The 18,376-nt window shown below is 57.5% G+C and carries 16 protein-coding genes; 8 read left to right on the top strand and 8 right to left on the bottom strand.

The genetic code is table 11. The annotated features are described in order from the left end of the window. Window position 1: 1 nt before the first annotated feature. Together B8783_RS05975 and B8783_RS05970 are read right to left on the bottom strand one after the other, a co-directional pair. Window positions 2-586, bottom strand: a complete 585-nt coding sequence (locus B8783_RS05975; protein ID WP_233355687.1) for a GNAT family N-acetyltransferase — start codon at window positions 584-586, stop codon at window positions 2-4. A gap of 64 nt (window positions 587-650) precedes the next feature. Beyond that, on the bottom strand, window positions 651-1,229 hold the full coding sequence (locus B8783_RS05970; protein WP_139792259.1) for a hypothetical protein: 579 nt from the start codon (window positions 1,227-1,229) through the stop codon (window positions 651-653). 126 nt (window positions 1,230-1,355) lie between these two features. Here B8783_RS05970 and B8783_RS05965 point away from each other — a divergent pair, with 126 nt between their 5' ends. Further along, entirely contained in the window at window positions 1,356-2,324 is a 969-nt protein-coding gene (locus B8783_RS05965; RefSeq protein WP_084419094.1) for a LysR family transcriptional regulator, read from the top strand. A gap of 3 nt (window positions 2,325-2,327) precedes the next feature. On the opposite strand, the gene B8783_RS05960 is transcribed toward B8783_RS05965, so the two are convergent. The 4 genes from B8783_RS05960 to B8783_RS05945 form a co-directional block, all read right to left on the bottom strand. Further along, complete coding sequence (locus B8783_RS05960; RefSeq protein ID WP_084419092.1) at window positions 2,328-2,705, bottom strand: helix-turn-helix domain-containing protein; 378 nt, start codon at window positions 2,703-2,705, stop codon at window positions 2,328-2,330. Between the two features lie 321 nt (window positions 2,706-3,026). Beyond that, the gene (locus tag B8783_RS05955; protein WP_084419090.1) at window positions 3,027-4,124 is read right to left on the bottom strand and encodes a CaiB/BaiF CoA transferase family protein; all 1,098 of its coding nucleotides are present in this window, start codon (window positions 4,122-4,124) and stop codon (window positions 3,027-3,029) included. Window positions 4,125-4,213: 89 nt separating this feature from the next. After that, window positions 4,214-7,669 carry a transcription-repair coupling factor gene (gene mfd / locus B8783_RS05950; RefSeq protein ID WP_084419088.1) on the bottom strand — a complete coding sequence of 1,152 codons (3,456 nt, stop codon included), beginning with the start codon at window positions 7,667-7,669 and terminating at the stop codon, window positions 4,214-4,216. 42 nt (window positions 7,670-7,711) lie between these two features. Continuing rightward, window positions 7,712-7,969: a succinate dehydrogenase assembly factor 2 gene (locus tag B8783_RS05945; RefSeq protein WP_084421928.1), complete on the bottom strand. Its 258-nt coding sequence runs from the start codon at window positions 7,967-7,969 to the stop codon at window positions 7,712-7,714. A gap of 110 nt (window positions 7,970-8,079) precedes the next feature. Here B8783_RS05945 and recG point away from each other — a divergent pair, with 110 nt between their 5' ends. Next, the gene (gene recG / locus B8783_RS05940) at window positions 8,080-10,146 is read left to right on the top strand and encodes an ATP-dependent DNA helicase RecG (RefSeq protein WP_084419086.1); all 2,067 of its coding nucleotides are present in this window, start codon (window positions 8,080-8,082) and stop codon (window positions 10,144-10,146) included. Here recG and B8783_RS05935 read toward each other — a convergent pair. Next, window positions 10,096-10,836 (bottom strand): DUF502 domain-containing protein, encoded by a 741-nt coding sequence (locus tag B8783_RS05935; protein ID WP_084419084.1) that lies wholly within the window; start codon window positions 10,834-10,836, stop codon window positions 10,096-10,098. The two genes, recG and B8783_RS05935, sit on opposite strands and share 51 nt — an antisense overlap. A 78-nt stretch (window positions 10,837-10,914) precedes the next feature. Between B8783_RS05935 and B8783_RS05930 the strand changes: the two genes are divergently transcribed. Genes B8783_RS05930 through B8783_RS05920 form a run of 3 tightly spaced genes read left to right on the top strand, consistent with a single transcriptional unit; the run spans window position 10,915 to window position 13,191 of the window. After that, entirely contained in the window at window positions 10,915-11,922 is a 1,008-nt protein-coding gene (locus B8783_RS05930; RefSeq protein ID WP_084419082.1) for a phosphotransferase family protein, read from the top strand. Next, window positions 11,915-12,292 carry a DUF6285 domain-containing protein gene (locus tag B8783_RS05925; RefSeq protein WP_084419080.1) on the top strand — a complete coding sequence of 126 codons (378 nt, stop codon included), beginning with the start codon at window positions 11,915-11,917 and terminating at the stop codon, window positions 12,290-12,292. The genes B8783_RS05930 and B8783_RS05925 overlap by 8 nt, the downstream gene beginning before the upstream one ends. A 2-nt stretch (window positions 12,293-12,294) precedes the next feature. Then, window positions 12,295-13,191 (top strand): DUF3089 domain-containing protein, encoded by an 897-nt coding sequence (locus B8783_RS05920; RefSeq protein ID WP_084419078.1) that lies wholly within the window; start codon window positions 12,295-12,297, stop codon window positions 13,189-13,191. On the opposite strand, the gene rfaE2 is transcribed toward B8783_RS05920, so the two are convergent. Then, window positions 13,188-14,639 (bottom strand): D-glycero-beta-D-manno-heptose 1-phosphate adenylyltransferase, encoded by a 1,452-nt coding sequence (rfaE2, locus tag B8783_RS05915; RefSeq protein WP_084421926.1) that lies wholly within the window; start codon window positions 14,637-14,639, stop codon window positions 13,188-13,190. The genes B8783_RS05920 and rfaE2 overlap by 4 nt on opposite strands. A gap of 102 nt (window positions 14,640-14,741) precedes the next feature. Here rfaE2 and B8783_RS05910 point away from each other — a divergent pair, with 102 nt between their 5' ends. Genes B8783_RS05910 through B8783_RS05900 form a run of 3 tightly spaced genes read left to right on the top strand, consistent with a single transcriptional unit; the run spans window position 14,742 to window position 18,369 of the window. Beyond that, window positions 14,742-16,256: a cryptochrome/photolyase family protein gene (locus B8783_RS05910; protein ID WP_456077584.1), complete on the top strand. Its 1,515-nt coding sequence runs from the start codon at window positions 14,742-14,744 to the stop codon at window positions 16,254-16,256. After that, complete coding sequence (locus B8783_RS05905; RefSeq protein WP_084419076.1) at window positions 16,253-17,584, top strand: NAD(P)/FAD-dependent oxidoreductase; 1,332 nt, start codon at window positions 16,253-16,255, stop codon at window positions 17,582-17,584. Before B8783_RS05910 ends, B8783_RS05905 begins: the two co-directional genes overlap by 4 nt. Further along, a complete protein-coding gene (locus B8783_RS05900) occupies window positions 17,581-18,369 on the top strand; it encodes a DUF1365 domain-containing protein (RefSeq protein ID WP_169711710.1) in 789 nt (262 codons plus the stop codon). Before B8783_RS05905 ends, B8783_RS05900 begins: the two co-directional genes overlap by 4 nt. The last annotated feature ends 7 nt before the right edge of the window (window positions 18,370-18,376 follow it).

The following is an 18,376-nucleotide window of genomic DNA, read 5'->3' as shown; positions in this document are numbered from 1 at the left end:
ATTAGGCCGCCCTGCCCGGCTTGTCAGCCACGGTTCTGTCGGTTGATGCTTCCAGAATACCTCTGCGGTCCCAGTCGCCTTCAGGCCTGATCAGAACATACGGATCGCTTGTTGGGCTTAACGCGTCCGGATGGCGAGGGACGGGAATGTGGATCTCAAGATACTCAAAATCCGAGAACGAAAATTTCGCGCGGTCTTCCTGTAGATGGCAATGGAGGACGCGCGACCAGAGCGGCCATAGCCTGGCTTGAATTTGTCCGATCATCAGCCGGTATCCCTTGCGGGCCGCAATTTCGAGCGCATGAGCAAGCAGTATCCGGTCGAGCCGATGCCCGCGTGCGCGTGGAAGAATGCAGACGCGTTCAATCTTACCGAACCCCGCAAACCAGCGCAGCCGAAGCGTGCCAACAGGCTCTCCGTCAATCCGGGCGATCAGATGAAGGCAGGCGAGATCATTCCCGTCATATTCTTCATCGAAGGGACATTCCTGCTCTGCCATGAAGACAATGGCCCGGATCATGAAAACGCGGTGGAGGTCATCCAGAGATCGTGCCGTGCTGACGTGTACTGCGGCAAAGCTGTCCACAGATGGCGCTCTCCTGAGCGCTCGGCATCCGATCTCCGGGAAGGAAAGCTGGTGGTCCATCGTCTCAACCATTTAGTGGATCAGAGACAAACAAATCTGGAAGTCCGCCTTCCAGAGGTCTGAAGCCTAGGCTGAGCATTGACCGCGCACCATCTTCCGTAGCGGCTCGCGCAAAAACAGGCACCGGCGAAAACCGGCTAACCCGCACATTCGCGGAGGCCGCCATAATCGAGCGTCGGGCATCTTTTGTGCTTCCGGCATAAATGCCAATATACAGGCCGAAGATCGCCGTGCCGGCCGGCGCGAGGTGCCGCAAGGCGGGGTCTGCTGGATTAAAATCGCCAGACTCGACTGCGGCCCTGCCCTCTTCTGTCAATGGGACGATGAGATAGACGCCGTTAAGCTGGCTATCGGTCTCAACGACCCAGATCGTCATTCCGGTAATCGCGTCGACCGTGGAAACGACCTCCGGCCGCGATAGTGAGCCGGCGATAAGGTCCTCGCCGAGAGATAAAGCTTCCTGCACGCGCCCCATTGGGCACCGGCGCAAGCCAAACTCTCCCATTGCACGGGCCATATCACTCGGTGGCACATGGCAGTATGGTTTGACGGTCTCGTCTGCAACTGTTCGGTGAATCGACATGGAAATTCTCCCTTCACGGGAGAATGTGGTAAATTCGCGTAAGAGTTGTCAAGTTGGTAAATTTACAATGGGCGAAACAATCGGCAGGAGAGACGCTTCATACCACATTTTTTGGGATGCTGCGGCATGAGTACGAAACAGATGGACTGGGACAAGCTTCGGGTATTCGGTGTTGTTTCCGAATTGAAGAGCCTGACGGCGGCCGCCAAACGCCTCGGGGAATCCACGCCGACGGTGAGCAGAAAGATCGTTGAGCTTGAGAAAACGCTCAATTGCCAGTTGCTTGTGAGAACGACCCAGGGCGTCGAACTGACAGAGGCTGGCCGGCTTGCAGCAAAACACATTCTCGCGATTAATGACGAGGCCAATACGCTATGGAATGACGTTGCCAATTTCGACATAGAAGGTGGCGGCAATATCCGGATGATCGCGCAGGATGGGGTGGCGTCACACTGGCTGACGCGATTTCTCCCGAGCTTTCAGAGGGACAATCCTCATGTCGAATTCGATTTCAAGATTCAGGAGCGGGAGCCGGATCTGCTGACCGGAGAGGCAGATGTGACGATTTCGTTCAGCGAACCACGTCATCGCGAGCTGCAGTCTATCCGCCTGGGTGTTCTGCATTACATGTTTTTCGCGTCGCAGGATTACCTGGACCGCCGCGGTACGCCGCAAAGCCTCTTTGATCTCGACGCCCATGATTGTCTCGCTCATGACAGCTATGTGCATCAGGTTGAGCGTTGGTCATCGCGTGGTGCCAACCTGAAGAAGTCGCTTCACGTGAAGATGCAGACCAATTCAGGTACAGTCTTGAAAGAGGTATGCGCCAATGGCGGCGGAGTTGCGCTCATGCCGTCCTATGTGGCGGAGATTGACCGGCGCCTTATCGCTTTGCAGATGCCCGAAATCGCGCCGATTCAATTCTGGCTGGTGTATACCCAGAGGCTGCAACGCCTGTCCCGCGGGCGCAGGCTGGTTGACTGGGTCCGGCGCCAGTTTGCAGGCGACGAGCATCCATGGTTCCGCGAAACCTTCATCCATCCAGACAAGGTATCGTTGGACAACAGGTTGCCCGTCGCTGCTGCTAAGGATTGAGGGCTAGACCGTCTTCAGGATGGTGACGATCGCTTCAAGTTTTTTGGGATCGTCAATCAGCCGCACGATGCGATGAATTTCATTACGCATCTGCTCAAGTTCGCTGCCCTCTTCTGAACTGTCGTTGCCGAGCAATGCGTCGGCGGGAAAGAGTTCTTCAATAGGAACAACCAGAATGTTCGCAATTGCTGCAAGTGTGCCTGCGCTAATGCGGTTGGTGCCATTCTCGTATTTATGGACCTGTTGATAGGACAGTCCAAGTTTCTTAGCCAGATCATCGAGGGTCATACCGATACGACGCCGGGCGTTGCGCACCAGTTGTCCGATTCCCCGGTCAGCATCGCTGACTTTTCTAGGCGATGCCGATAGCACGGTCTCCATAAAGCCGTTCCTCTTAGGTAAAAATAATCAACTTTGGTCAGCGGCCTTTTCGACTTCAGAGCGTGTTACGGCAATAGACTTGTTTATAAAGAATATGAAACACGAAACATTAAATCCTGAATAGTGCGGGAGTTTTTAACACTCAGAAAAAAAGGCCGCTCAATGAGCGGCCAAAGTTTAGCAAGAAGGACGTCAGCTCATAAACCTAGCGTAGTTGCAGGTAGAATTTGCTGACATCCTCTTTCTAACAAAGTTAGTCTGAACGAGATGACGGTGTTCGTGTTGTCATCGGTTCATGTTTCTCAGACCGAAAATCTGGCGTCAGGACACACCCCAGTCACTGAGAATTTCGTCCGAATGTGCGCCAGGTGAGGCTGGCGGGCGTTGGATCTTGCCCGGTGTCCTGGAAAAGCGTGGGGCCGGCGCGGGCTGCGTGACGCCTTCATAGTCAACAAACGTCTCTCGCGTCTTGTTGTGTGGATGGTCGGGCGCTTCGGCCATGGAAAGAACTGGCGCAAAGCAGACATCGGTGCCTTCCATCAGTTCGCACCATTCATCCCGGGTCTTGGTCTTGAATGTGTCTGCAATTTTCTCTTTCAGCTCTGGCCACTTCTTGCGGTCCATCTGATGTTTGAAATCAGGATCGGACAAGCCAGCCTTCTCCAGGAGTAGCGCATAGAACTGAGGCTCGATAGAGCCGATGGACACATATTTTCCGTCGCTGGTTTCATAGCAGTCATAGAAGTGCGCGCCGCCATCCAGAAGATTGTCCCCGCGCTCATCTGACCAGATGCCCATGGCTCTCATTCCGAAGAACATCGCAGACAGAGACGCTGCACCATCCGTCATCGCGACATCGATCACCTGCCCCTCGCCTGTCGACTTGGCGCTGAGGATCGCTGCCAGAAGGCCAAAAGCGAGATAGAGCGCGCCGCCGCCATAATCACCGATCAGGTTAAGCGGCGGGTATGGCGCCTCACCCTTGCGACCCATCGCACCGAGGGCGCCCGTAAGGGCGATGTAGTTGAGGTCGTGGCCGGCTGAGTGCGAGAGCGTGCCTGTCTGACCCCAGCCCGTCATACGGCCATAGGCCAGACGCGGATTTCTACCGAGCGCAACATCCGGTCCAAGGCCAAGGCGTTCCATGACGCCGGGCCGGAAGCCTTCGATCAGCCCGTCGGCCTTCTCGATCAGTTTCAGAGCGGTCTCAACATCGTCTTTGTTTTTCAGGTCGAGCGCGATGGACCGGCGTCCTCGCGACTCAACATTGGCGGGCGTTGCGGCGCGGCCGCCTGCCCCTGCCCTGTCGATACGGATAACGTCAGCGCCGAGGTCCGACATGAGCATCCCGCAAAATGGGCCGGGCCCAATCCCTTGAAATTCGACGATCTTGATACCGTTGAGTGGTCCACTGGCCATGATTTTGGTCTCCCTTGTCTGTTGGCTGGACCATATAAAAGTGCTCACCACTGCCAAGCCTTACCGTCGCGTCGCGCCGGTTATTTTAATTACGCGGCAGAGTCAGCGATCTCAGTGAGTTCTTTCAGAAGACCGCGTATCAGCTGGACGCGCTTGTCCTTGCCGTCGGGAACGCGCGTGACCACGAGCTTGGAATCGGGGCGCAGTTTCAGAGAATTTGGCCGCGAACGAACAAGCTGCATCAGCTGGCCGGGGTCAACGGCCGTATCATCGCGGAAGGCCATGACGACGCCTTTGGGGCCCGAATCGAGTTTTGAAATTCCTATTTTCTTACAGGCGGCCTTGATAGCCGTGACGTCGAGAAGCTGGCGCGTTTCCTCCGGCAGAGGTCCGAACCTGTCGATCAGCTCTGCAGCGAACCCTTCACGTCCTTCTTCGGTGTCAATTTCGGCGAGGCGTCTATAGAGGCCCAGTCGAACGCCTAGATCTTCGACATAGGATTCGGGAATAAGAACAGCCACGCCGAGATTGATCAGCGGAGACCAGTCGTCGGCAACTTCTTGGTCGAGGTCACCCGCGCCGGCCTTGAGGGCATTCACGGCGTCTTCGAGCATGGATTGATAAAGCTCGACACCGACCTCCCGGACATGACCCGATTGCTGGTCCCCCAAGAGATTGCCGGAGCCACGCATATCAAGGTCATGGCTGGCAAGCTGGAAGCCTGCACCAAGACTGTCGAGGGACTGAAGAATGCGAAGACGACGGTCAGCATTCGGCGTCATGACCTGGTCGCGCGGGGTTGTCATATAGGCATAGGCCCGCAGTTTTGAGCGCCCTACCCGACCGCGTAGCTGATAGAGCTGCGCCAGGCCGAACCTGTCAGCACGATAGATGATCAGCGTGTTGGCGCGCGGTATGTCGAGTCCGCTTTCGACGATCGTGGTCGACAGAAGAACGTCGAATTCACCCTCATAAAAAGCCGTCATGATGTCTTCGAGTTCGGTCGGAGGCATCTGGCCGTGGGCGACGACGAAGCTCACTTCCGGCACATTGTCCCGCATGAAGGCTTCCAGGCCATCGAGATCGGAGATGCGCGGTGCAACGAAGAAGGCCTGACCGCCGCGATACTTCTCGCGCAGCAAGGCTTCGCGGATTGTGACGGTGTCGAACTCTGCGACATAGGTGCGCACAGACAGGCGGTCGACCGGCGGCGTTGCGATGATGGAGAGGTCGCGAATGCCCGTCAGCGCCATCTGCAATGTCCGCGGAATGGGTGTGGCCGACAGGGTCAGAACATGCACGTCTGATTTGAGCTCTTTGAGGCGTTCCTTGTGCTTCACCCCGAAGCGCTGCTCCTCATCGACAATCAAGAGGCCAAGGCGCTTGAAATCGATGGATTTGGACAGCAGGGCGTGTGTGCCAACGACGATATCGACCGAGCCGCTGGTGAGACCGTCGCGCGTTTCGGAGGCTTCCTTCGTGGAGACCATGCGCGAGAGGTGCCGCACATTGACCGGCCAGTTCGCGAAACGCTCAGCAAAGCCATTGAAATGTTGGCGGGCCAGCAATGTCGTTGGCGCGATAACGGCCACCTGCATGCCGCTCATGGCGGCGACAAAAGCGGCACGAAGCGCGACTTCCGTCTTGCCAAAGCCAACATCGCCGCAAACCAGACGGTCCATGGGCTTGCCACTGGCAAGGTCAGTCAGCGTGTCTTCGATCGCGTTCAACTGGTCGTCGGTTTCCTCGTATGGGAATCGCGCCGCAAATTCCTCATAGAGCCCTTGGCCCGTTGTCGTTGGCTCGGCGCGTTTCAGTTCACGTGCAGCGGCGATGTCGAGCAGCTCTGCCGCCATCTCGAGGATGCGCTTCTTGGCTTTCGCCTTGCGCGTCTGCCATCCAACCCCGCCGAGTCGGTCAATCGCGCCTTCGGCTTCGTCGCTGCCATATCTGCTGATCAGGTCGACGTTCTCGACGGGCAGATAGATGCGGTCACCGCCCGCATAGGACAGCTCTAGGCAGTCATGTGGGGCGCCGGTCAGCTCAAGCGTTTTGAGGCCTTCATAGCGGCCGACGCCATGATCAACGTGAACGACGAGATCGCCGGTGTTCAGTGACCCTGCTTCGGCGATGAAGTTTGCGGCTTTCCTTTTGCGCCGAGGCGCGGCGAGACGGTCACCCAGAATGTCCGGTTCTGAAATGATCGCGAGATCTGTTGTCTCGATGCCGTGTTCGAGCGGCAGTTCGCAGATACTCAACCCGGCTTTTGTCGCGGCCTCTAGGGAATAGATGCGCGGCAGAACGCCGAGGCCATGGTCTTCCATGACGTTGATGAGGCGGTCGGCTGAGCCGGAACTCCATGCCCCAAAGACAACCGTGCGGTCTTCTGCGCGCAGTGTTTTCGCATGGGCGGCGGCTTCTTCGAAGACATTGATGTCTGGCCGGGCACGCTCTGGCGCGAAATCGCGGCCGGGCTTGCCCTGAAGGTCCAGGCCGCCTTCGCCCGGTAGAGGCGAGAACTTCGCGACACCGCTTGTTTCAAGCGTGGCGGTCAGCTCAGCTGGGACGAGATAGAGATCTTCTGGCGGCAGGACCTTGGCTGGCCGGTCATCACTCGCCGCTTCCAGGCGGGTTGCATGATAGTCTTCCGCCTGTGTCAGCCGCTCTGACGCCGCTTCGCCAGAAAGGTGGCCGAAGCCGATGAGGGCCTCCCCGCTAATGTAGTCGAACAATGTATCGAGGTGCGGATGGAAAAGTGGCAGCCAGTTTTCCAGCCCTTGCCGGCGGATCTGCGCGCGAGCCGCTTCGTACATCGTGTCGCCAGCCGGCGCGCCGAGCGCGGCGAGGTATTTCTCGCGGAACAGGCTGAGCGTTTCGTTGGAGAACAGAATTTCCGAGACTGGGGCGAGCACGGCGGATGTCAGGGACCGGGTCGACACCTGCGTTTCCGGATCAAAGGCTTTTAGCTGATCGAGCGTGTCGCCGAAGAGGTCGAGGCGGATAGGTTCCGGGCTGGTTGGCGGATAGATGTCGATAATGCCGCCGCGAATCGCGAACTCACCGCGTTCGCTGACTGTGCTTGTGCGGATATAGCCGTTGATTGACAGATAATCGGTGAGGGCTTCCTCACGAATTTCCTCGCCGACAACCATCGAAAAGCTGGCCGCTTTCATGGTCTCGCGTGGGGGCACCTTCTGGACCAGAGACGAGGCGGTTGTGATGACCAGCAAAGGTTTGTCGCCGTCGCTGTATTGGGCAATCCGGGAGAGCGCGGCGCATCTGGCGGAAGAGACAGCGGCGCTCGGGCTAACGCGGTCATAGGGGAGAATGTCCCAACCCGGCAGAAGCACGCGGTCCATGGCTGGCCGGTTGAACTCTGCGAGTTTGAGCGCTGTCGCCGCGGTTTTGTCGTCGCGGGCAACGTAAAGTGCGATCCCGCCCTTAAGCGCCAAAGCATCCTGCAAGGCTTGAAGGTCAACGCCAAAGGGGGCGCCTGACACATTTGTCGGCGCAGACAGGCGGCTCAGGAAGTCAGCACTGGACATCGCGTATCAGTCTATCGGTAAAAGTCGGAGAGTTTTGCGGGCTCAGGCGCCCGGGTCGTATCGAAAGCCAAGCAGCTGGTCCAGAACCGGGCCTGTATAATTTGGCGGAACGGGTTTGTTTCCAATGATCCAGGCGTAGACATCCCAGTCCGGCGTGGCGAGGAGCCGCTCAAATTCATCGAGTTCGGCGTCGCTCATGGCAGCAATGTGCGCATCAGCGAATTGGCCCATTATCAGGTCCATTTCTCTAAAGCCGCGCCGCTGAGCCCGGAACTTCAGTTTTCGCTTTCTCTCATTCATGGTCTGCCTCTCATCACCGTTCTGGGCTGACATAGGGCAAACTCGTCTGCCTTCCCACCGCCGAAGCACAATTGCAGCAGGCCCGACTTCCACTATTGTCAGTTTGACTCATGCGCGACGAACGACTCTTCCCTCTGTTTCAGCCTGTCGACAGCTTGCCGGGTATTGGCCCGAAGCTGCGGCCAGTGTTCGAACGGCTGATCGATGGAGAGACAGTCTGGGACTTGCTCTTGCACCTGCCGGAGCGCTGGCTCGACCGCCGCGTGAAGGCGTCTTTCGATATGCTGGAAGCTGGCGAAGTCGCGACGGTGAAAGGCGAAGTCCACTCCTACAAAGCGCCGTTCAGTGACCGGGCGCCGCACCGAATTCAGCTTTTCGATGGGTCAGGGTTTTTGACGCTCACCTTTTTTCGGGCTGATCCGCGGTGGCTTCAGGGGCAATTTCCGAACGGCAAGGAACGCATCGTTTCGGGGCCCATCAGTGAGTTCAATGGGGAGCGGCAAATGTCGCACCCTGATTACATTCTGGACCCGGCCAAAGGTGAGCTGCCGCCCGCTGTCGAGCCGATCTACCGGCTGACGGCTGGACTGACAAATAAGCGCGTCCATTCTGCGATGGTGGCGGCGATGGACCTCGTCCCTGACGATCTGCCCGAATGGCTCGATGAGAATTTGATTGCTGAGCGTGGCTGGCCGACTTTCAAGAGTGCGCTCGCCACGCTGCACATGCCGGAGAAATATGACCTCGACCTTCTGGAGCTTGCGCGCCAGCGCCTCGCTTATGACGAGGCATTGGCCCGCGAGACGGTCTTTGCGTTCGCAAGGCAGGCACGGTCGCAGAAAACGGCCCCGGCGCTGGTGTCTGAGTCGGATGCGCTGAATGAGCTTGCAAAGGCCCTGCCCTACAAGATGACCGATGCGCAGCGAAAGGCCATCAAGGAGATCCTGGCAGATGTCGCGCGCAATCAACCGATGCGCCGGATGCTGCAAGGCGATGTGGGCGCGGGTAAGACACTGGTCGCGATCATGGCGGCGGTGAAAGCGGTATCGGCCGGGTTTCAGGCGGCATTCATGGCGCCAACCGAAGTCTTGGCTCGTCAGCAGTATGAGACGATCGCATCGCTTCTCTCACCGCTCGGCTATGAGGTGGCTGCGCTGACTGGGCGTGACAAAGGCGCTGGCCGTGAAGGAGTGTTGATGGGGCTGGCGGATGGCTCGATCCAGATTGTCGTTGGCACGCAGGCCCTGTTTCAAGAGGCTGTGCACTTTCAGAAACTCGGCCTGATCGTCGTGGATGAACAGCACAGGTTTGGCGTGGCTGACCGCATGCGGCTCGTCAGCAAGGCGCATGCGCCGCACAGGCTAGTCATGAGTGCGACGCCGATACCTCGCACGCTTGCGCAGGCCGTGCATGGAGATCTCGACGTCTCGGTGCTCGATGAGAAACCTGCCGGACGCCAGCCGATCGAGACACGCGCCATACCTGACACAAGAATAGAGGACGTTGTGGAGGCCATCGGCCGGGCGATTGCGCGGGATGAGCGTATTTTCTGGGTCTGCCCACGCGTGGATGCGGATGAAGATGACAGCTCGGCCGTTCATCGCGCCGCGTCGCTGTCGGACTGGCTGTCGGTTCCGGTTGGGCTGGTGCATGGCCGCTTGCGGTCAGATCAGAAAGATGAGGCGCTCGACAGTTTCAGGCGGGGCGACACGAAAATTCTCGTCGCGACCACGGTGATTGAGGTTGGCGTCGATGTGCCGGATGCCACGATCATGGTGATCGAGAGAGCTGAAGGCTTTGGACTTGCCCAGCTACATCAGCTGCGGGGGCGCGTCGGACGCGGAAGCCGTAAGTCGTACTGTTTGTTGCTCTACAGGCCCCCGCTGGGCGAGACCGCAAAAGCGCGACTCGAGACGCTGCGAAACACCGAGGACGGCTTTGTCATTGCTGAAGCCGACTTCCGGTTACGCGGTCCGGGCGACCTGTTGGGCGTGCGCCAGTCCGGCGCGGTCGACTACAGAATACTCGATCTCGCGAAAGACGCTGACCTGATCACCATTGCCCGCAAGGATGCGAGATTTGCAATCGAGCGCGATCCTGGTCTTACCAGTGCTAGAGGGCGCGCCCTAAGCCTTCTTAGGGAGCTTCTCAGCCCCCTCGTCCGGCAGGGGGAGTGAGCGTTGAGCGGTATCGCCATGCTCAAAATCCGGAACAACGAGGCCGGCTGACAGGATCATCTTGGCGCCGTCTTCAATCGACATATCCATCTCGATGCACTCTGATTCGTCCACATAGATGAGAAAACCGGATGTCGGATTGGGAGTCGTTGGGACGAATACGCCGACAAAGTGGGCGCCGAGATGATGGCTGATTTCGCCTTTCGCATTCGACGAGACGAAGCCGATGCACCAGGACCCCTTTTTGGGATATTCGACCATGACGACACGGTCATACGATGCTTGCTGATTGTTGGTCAGCACTTCGACGAGCTGTTTGAAGGCAGCATACACATTCCGAACGACTGGAACGCTCGACAGAAGACGATCTGCGCCGCGAATCACTGAACGGCCAATCAGGTTTGTCGCCACGGCGCCCAGCGCCGTTAGCGCGACCACCATGACCAGTACGCCAAAACCCGGAATGGCGTAATTTGTATACGTCTCCGGCTGAAGAATTGGCGGCAGCAGCGGCTTTACCCGGTTGTCGATCAAATTGATCAAAAACTGCAGAACAAAGAAGGTGATAGCGATAGGTGCAGCGATCACCATGCCCGCGAGGAAGCGTCCACGCAGCCATGCCCATACGCTCGGCCGCTTCGGCGGCGGAGGCGTCAGTCCATTATCGTCCGGACCAGATTGATTGGCCATCAAGGCGCTCCTGAATTCGCATTGGTTGACGTTGAGTATGGGTTGGAGATGTTATGATTTCGGTTAAATGTGGCGAAGATGAGTGACACGCAAGAATTCAATGACAGGCTCCAGTCTGTCCTTCGCCGGGTGTATGGACACAACACCGTTCTTCAATCGGCAAATCGCCTCTCCGGCGGAGCCAGCCAGGAGACCTGGTTAATTGCGCTCGACGCAGAGTCAGGTCCTTCGGACCTGATCTTGCGCCGTGCGCCGCCGGGTGCCGAACAGTCGATGGGGTCTGCCGCGATTGGGCTTGAGAATGAGGCAAAGGTTATCCGGCAGGCTCACCAAGGCGCCGTTCCTGTGCCCGGTGTCGTCCATGTTCTCGACGAAGATGACGATATGGGCAGCGGTTTTCTGATGTCGCGCATTCAAGGTGAAACAATTGCCCGGCGGATATTGCGTGACGATAAGTTCGCCACGGCCAGAGATGTGTTGCCCGAGCAGTGCGGCCGCGCGTTGGCGGGTATTCATGCCATCGATAGTGCGCAAGTTCCGGTTCTGAAACCGAGTAGCGGCCTGGATCAACTCGCCTATTACGAGAATATCTACCAGTCGAGAGAGGTCTGTCGTCCGATCTTCGATCTTGCCATGGTGTGGTTGCGTGAGAATGCGCCCGCGCCCCTGCCTACCGTCGTCGTTCATGGAGATTTCCGACTGGGCAACATCATGGTTGATGAGTCAGGTCTCGCCGCCGTGCTGGACTGGGAACTCGCCCACATTGGCGATCCGCGTGAAGACATTGGCTGGATGTGCACTAATTCCTGGCGGTTTGGTCATTCGGACAAGCGTCTCGGTGGCTTCGGCGATCTTGAGCCCTTTCTTGACGCCTATGCGGCGTCAGGCGGCGTGGAGATAAAACCAGCCGACATCGACTGGTGGGACATGCTGGGCAGTATGAAATGGGGCATCATGTGCATGCTGATGTACGAATCGTTCAGGTCTGGCGCAGACCCGAGTGTTGAGCGCGCCGCGATCGGGCGCCGTGTGTCAGAGACAGAGATGGACCTCATCAACCTTCTGGAGCGCCAGCGCCATGCATAATCAACCAAGCGTCACCGAGCTGGTGCAGTCTGTGAAGAATTTCGTAGATCAAACCGCGATGCCTGAACTCACCGGGCGCGCTGCCTTCCACGCCCGCGTCGCGTCAAACGTACTGGCGACAATTCTTCGCGACCTTGAAAGCCGGGACTCGAATGATGCTGCCGAGTTGGGGCGGCTTCAGGCCCTGCTTTCGGACAATGGCACCTCCTCTATCGAAAAACTGAACCGAGACCTGCGCGATGCTATTCGTGCTGGCGACCTCACAATCGAGTCGGACCAATTGCTCGATCACCTCAAAAAGACCGCAATCGCGCAGCTAAAAGTCGATCAACCTGGATATTCGGGGCTGGCCGACGCCCTCAAGGAGTAAAGATGCGCCGCATACTCATCGCTGTCTTCGTCGTCATTGTGGCCTGGATTGCGCTGAAGGATGTTGGCTATTCCGCATTTCTTGGTCGGTCGGATACAGACGCCATCACACCGGATTATTCCTACAACGAAACCTGGTTTGAACGCCCGGCTGAAACGCCAGAGGGTGGTTGGGCGACGCCTTGGGGCGTGGATGTGTTTGTGCTTGCGCCACCGACCACAACACCAGCACCCAAGGGACTGATCCCGGCAGAAAGTGATGCGCAAAAGGCTGACTATGATGCCTTTGCTGAGGGCGCAGGCCTTCAGCCCGAGTCGGCAATAGTTTATGCGCCCGCTTATCGCGCGCCATCTCCGGCCTCGTCCGCGAAAGCTCGCGTGGAAGGCTTGAAGACATCGGCATCAGATGTTTCTGATGCAATGCGTCGTTATCTTGCGGCAAATAATCGTCAGCGCGGTCTGATGATATTGGCGGCGCCGGATACAGTCACTCTTCTGGAAGCTGCGCTAAAAGAACTGCCTGATGATGAGGCGTTCCGGAACCGCTTTGCTGGCGTGCTTTTGCCTGAGGGTGTGGATGCCACAGAATGGACTGACAAGGTTGGTGCCTGCAGTCCTGCCTTCGACGCGTGTGCGGTCGCAACGACCCTATCGGCATCCAAGACAAAAACCCGATTCTTCATGCCAACGCTTGCCCACCCGCCATTGAGTTATAGCGCAGAGGCGCCCCTGGGCGGTGTCGTAGACGAACGCGCCGAGACGCTGTCTGCCTGGCTGGATGACAATGCGGTCAAACCGGCCGAGCCTTTCGATAGTTGGGCTGCGGATGAGGTGGTGGATGTCGCGCCGATCCGGCGACCAAATTCGGAGACCGATATTTCGGGCGAACGCGGCAACTAGCGCCGCGATCTCTCGATAATGCCGGTGGTGGACTGGCCGGGCACGAGCGGCACGATCAGCACCTCGCCGCCTGCAGACCTTACAACATCGGCGCCGACGATTGTTTCAATCGAGTAGTCCCCACCCTTGATCAGCACGTCGGGGATCAGGCTTGCGATCAGCTCGGCTGGCGTATCTTCATCGAAATTGGTGACAGCATCGACGACCGTCATGCCGGCTAATAATCTGGCGCGGTCAGCTTCGGAATTGATCGGTCTCTCATCGCCCTTAAGCCGTCGCACAGACGCATCTGTATTGATCGCGACGACAAGCCGGTCACAATTTTCTCTCGAGGTTTCCAGCAATGATAGATGGCCGGTGTGGAGAATATCAAAACACCCGTTGGTGAAGCCGACACGCAAGCCGGCTGACTTCCACTTCTGCACCTGATCTATGAGGGCATCGCGCCCCAGCACGACGCCTGTTCTGTCGATCTGGCCGGTCCGTAAGGCTGCGATGATCTCATCGGCATCTACTGTTGCAGTGCCCGTCTTCGAAACGGCGATGCCAGATGCGGTGACGGCCAGCGAAACGGACTGTTCAAGCGATGCGCCTGATGCGAGGCCGAGCGCGAGCGCCGCCATGCTTGTGTCGCCTGCCCCGGACACGTCAAAGACCTGACGGGCTTCACCGCGTTTGTGCGACACGTGGCCTTCCTCTAGCCAGGACATCCCTCTTCCGGCACGTGTGACGACGATACTCGCGCCTTCGACTTTGTTCGAAGCAGCATCGAGAGCCGCCTCAATGTCTTCATCCGCCGTGCATGGAAGAGAGGTGGCGGCCGCCAGTTCACTGGCATTGGGTTTGATGAGGGTGGCGCCAGCATAGATTGAGAAGTCTCGGGACTTCGGATCGACTAGCAACGGAATGGAATGACGGCTCGCCGCGTTCCTACAGGCAGCGAAAACATCAGGATTGATGGCGCCCTTGGCGTAGTCCGAGACCACAATTGCGTCGCAGTCCGGTGCAGCTTTCTCAATCAACTCGACGAGTTTTTTTGCCGGCGCATCAAGAGACGGGTTGGCCTGCTCGGAGTCGACCCTCAGCAATTGCTGGTTTCTGGCCACAAATCTGGACTTCACGACGGTTTGAAATTGCGCAGTCGAAACAATTCGGGTTTCGATGCGATCATTCTCATCGAGTAATTCGACCAAGCGACGCCCGGAATCGTCTTCGCCGACGAGGCCTGCCATGATCACCTTCAGGCCCATGGCGGCCATGTTGCGCGCGACGTTGCCTGCCCCGCCGAGCATCTCAACCGTATGGGTCTTGCGAAGGACCGGCACGGGCGATTCCGGAGAAATTCGGTCGACGGCCCCATAAACGAAGCGATCTAGCATCAGATCGCCGACGCATAGAATACGACGCGTACTGGCCTGTGCGAGAATCTCTGGAAGTTGCTGTTTCATTCTCAAATCATTCATTCCGTCCGCCGGTCCGGTCAACGTCGTGGCTGCCTAGCGAAAACCGTTTGCCTGCGCCAGCGATCAAGATAGCTGCTCGACTGGCTGATCCAAGCACGCATTTGGATCGTAACAGTACATACAAGTTCTGAAGGAGCTGTCGCCCTGGCTGCATCAAATAAAAAACCGGTCATCGTATGGTTTCGCAATGACCTACGACTCAACGACCACGCGGCGCTGGCAGCCGCTATGGAGCGAGGCGGAGACATCTATCCTGTCTATATTCTGGAGGATGGTGCCAATCTTCGTGCGCGCGGCGGTGCTTCGAAGTGGTGGCTGGATAAATCCCTGAAATCCCTGCGGTCTGATATATCTGAAAAGGGTGGCAAACTGATCTGTCGATGCGGAGATGCGAGAAAGATCATTCCAGAACTGGTTGATGAAATTGGGGCTGGTGCGGTGTATTGGGGCCGACGCTATGGAAAGCCAGAGCGTGAAATCGATTCCAGTATCAAGTCAGCTCTGACGGATGATGGCATTGAGGCCAAATCATTCAACACCTGCCTGCTGACGGAGCCGTGGAGCTATGAAACGACGTCCGGTGGCTATTACAAGGTTTTCACGCCCTACTGGAAGTCGGTGAAAGCCACCTATTCAGCCCCCTCACCTTTCTCCACGCCTGAGAGCTTTTCGGGAGCGGGAATAGACGGCGACAGGATTGAAGACTGGGGCCTGCACCCGGAAAACCCGGACTGGTCAGAGGGATTTTCCGATCTTTGGCAACCCGGCGAAGCGGGCGCGAAGGAGCGGCTCTCTGACTTTCTCGATGATGGCCTCAGATCCTACAAAACGGCGCGAGACAGGCCAGACATCAGTAATGGGACGTCGGGTCTATCCCCGCATCTCGCTCATGGTGAAATCAGTCCGGCGCAGATCTGGCGATCTGTTACCGGGAGAATCAATCGCGGCTTGAAGGAGGATGATAGCGCGTGGACGTTTCTGTCAGAGGTAGTCTGGCGCGAGTTTTCCTACGTTCTCTATTATCACAACCCTGATTTTGGTTGGGAAAACTACAACAAGAAATTCGACGAGATGCCGTGGCGCAAGAACAAAAGCGCGCTTGAGGCCTGGCAGGATGGGCAAACGGGCTATCCGATCGTTGACGCTGGGTTGCGGCAGCTCTGGCATACAGGATGGATGCACAACCGTGTCCGCATGATCGTGGCATCCTTGTTGACCAAGCATTTGCTGATCCATTGGCGCGACGGTGAAACCTGGTTCTGGGACACGCTGGTTGATGCAGACCCCGCATCAAATGCCGCGGGCTGGCAATGGACGGCCGGTTCAGGCGCGGATGCGTCGCCCTATTTCCGGATTTTCAATCCGATCACTCAAGGGCAGAAGTTCGATGAAACCGGCAAATATGTCCGTAAATGGTGCCCGGAACTAAAAGACCTGCCCGGCAAATATTTGCATGCGCCCTGGGAGGCCCCCTCGGACGTACTAGAAAAAGCCGGTGTTAAACTCGGCGATACCTACCCCAAGCCGATTATCAAGCACGCCGAAGGTCGGCAAAAAGCGCTCGATGCTTGGGACACCCTGAAAGAGAAGCAGGACGCATGACGAAACGAATAGGCATTATAGGCTCTGGAATATCAGGTCTGGGCGCAGCTTTTGCGCTTGATGGTCACGCCGACATCACCGTCTTTGAGGCCAGAGAGCGGGCTGGCGGCCATGCGCATACCGTCGATGTCGATTATGATGGCACTCAGCTCAGCGTCGACATGGGCTTCATCGTCTATAACGGCCTGAACTATCCAAACCTGACCGGGTTTTTCGAAGCGTTGAACGTCTCGACAGAAGAGACAGATATGAGCTTCGCCGTTTCTAATCCCGACGGGTTTGAGTGGGCCTCGACCGTGCGCGGTATGTTTGCCCGCAAACGCAATCTCTTCCGGATGCGGTTTCACAGTTTCTGGCGTGAGATCCTGAAGTTCAACGATGTCGCCCGTGCGGAGCTCGCTGCTGGAAACGTAGGGTCTGAAAGCCTTGGCATCTGGCTCAAGCAGAAGAGGTTCAGCGATGATTTCAAGCAGAATTATATTCTGCCGATGGGCGGCGCGATCTGGTCGACGCCGCCGCAGGAGATCCTCGACTATCCGGCCATGAGTTTTTTCCGGTTCTTCGAAAATCACAGACTGATGCATGCCGAACGCCCGGTATGGAGAACCGTCACTCGGGGGTCACGGTCCTATGTCGACAAGGTGAAAGCGCAGCTGGGCGACCGGCTAAAGCTTGGGATGGCGGCTAGGTCGGTCGTCTCCTACGGAAACAAGGTGAAAGTCGATTTTGAGGACGGTTCAACCGAATTTTTCGATGATGTGATCCTGGCCACGCACACAGACACGTCGCGGGCCTTGCTGGCAGGCGACGCGTTTTCGGAGCATCGCTTTCTTTTGAATTCAATACGTTACCGGCCAAACCGTATCTTTCTCCATCGTGACCCTGCCTACATGCCGTCTCGCAAGCAGGCGTGGGCGAGCTGGAATGTCATTGAAGCGCAGTCCACCGGGAGTGACATCTGCCTGACCTATTGGATGAACCGTCTCCAGAACTTGCCGAAATCGCATCCGCTCTTTGTGACGCTCAATCCGGCAACGCCGCCGGCAGAGGAAGACATTTTCCAGATGGTGACGTTTGACCACCCGCAGTTCGATGGCGCCGCTGAAGCGGCCGTGAGATCCCTTGAGCGCATTCAGGGTGAAAGCGGCGTATGGCTGGCCGGGGCGTGGGCTGGGTCAGGCTTTCATGAAGACGGACTGAAAAGCGGTCTTCGTGCTGGCTTGTCTCTTGGCGGGCGGGTGCCATGGTCGGCAGAAGGCGTAGAGCTGGTCGAGGTTGCCCGCGACAGGGCCGACGTAGACAGACCGCGCCTCAAGGTCGTTCAGTGATCAACCTGCCGAAACCCCTCAGCGTCCATAAGGGGCACACGACTCATCGGCGGTTCAAGCCGTTCCTGTCGGCGTTCCGCTACCGGATGTTTCTGATTGAGGTCGACATTGATCGCCTTGATGAGGCCGGTCGTCAGTGCCGCCTTTTCAGCACGACGGGTGCGGCGTTGTTCTCGTTCAAACGGAAAGACCATGGCGACCTTGGGCAGAGCGAATTGCGTGGTTGGGCTGCCGACGAGTTTGCCAAAGCAGGCGTGGACATCTCCGAGGCATCAGTCGGTCTCATCACCCTGCCCCGGCATCTTTTCTATAAATTTGCGCCGATCTCTATCTGGATCGCGCGGGGGCAGGATGGCTCGCCTGTTGGTGTGCTCTACGAAGTACGGAATACGTTTGGTGATCGACACATTTATGCGGCGAGAATTGACGGCGAATGGGATAGGCATAACGCCCCGAAGTCGTTTCACGTCTCACCGTTTTTTGACATTTCGGGCCGTTATCAGTTCTCGCTCCGCTCTGACGCGAATGAGCTGCATCTAGGCGTGACGACGATCAAAGACGGGCAGCCGCTTCACATGGCGACCCTCGCCACCCGCCGAAAACCGGCCACCGACCGGGCATTTCTCTCAGCGTTCCTGACAATGCCTTTCTCCACCCTTGGTGTCAGCATTGCGATCCATTGGGAGGCATTGAAGCTTTGGCTAAAAGGCGCAAAATATCATTCTCGACCTGAAACCAAACGAGACAGGCTCACAGTCGCCAGATCTGCGAATTCAGAGACTTAAGGGCTTA

The organism is Henriciella litoralis, from assembly GCF_002088935.1.
Classification (GTDB): Bacteria; Pseudomonadota; Alphaproteobacteria; order Caulobacterales; family Hyphomonadaceae; genus Henriciella; species Henriciella litoralis.
This window is presented reverse-complemented; position numbering and strand designations above follow the sequence as displayed.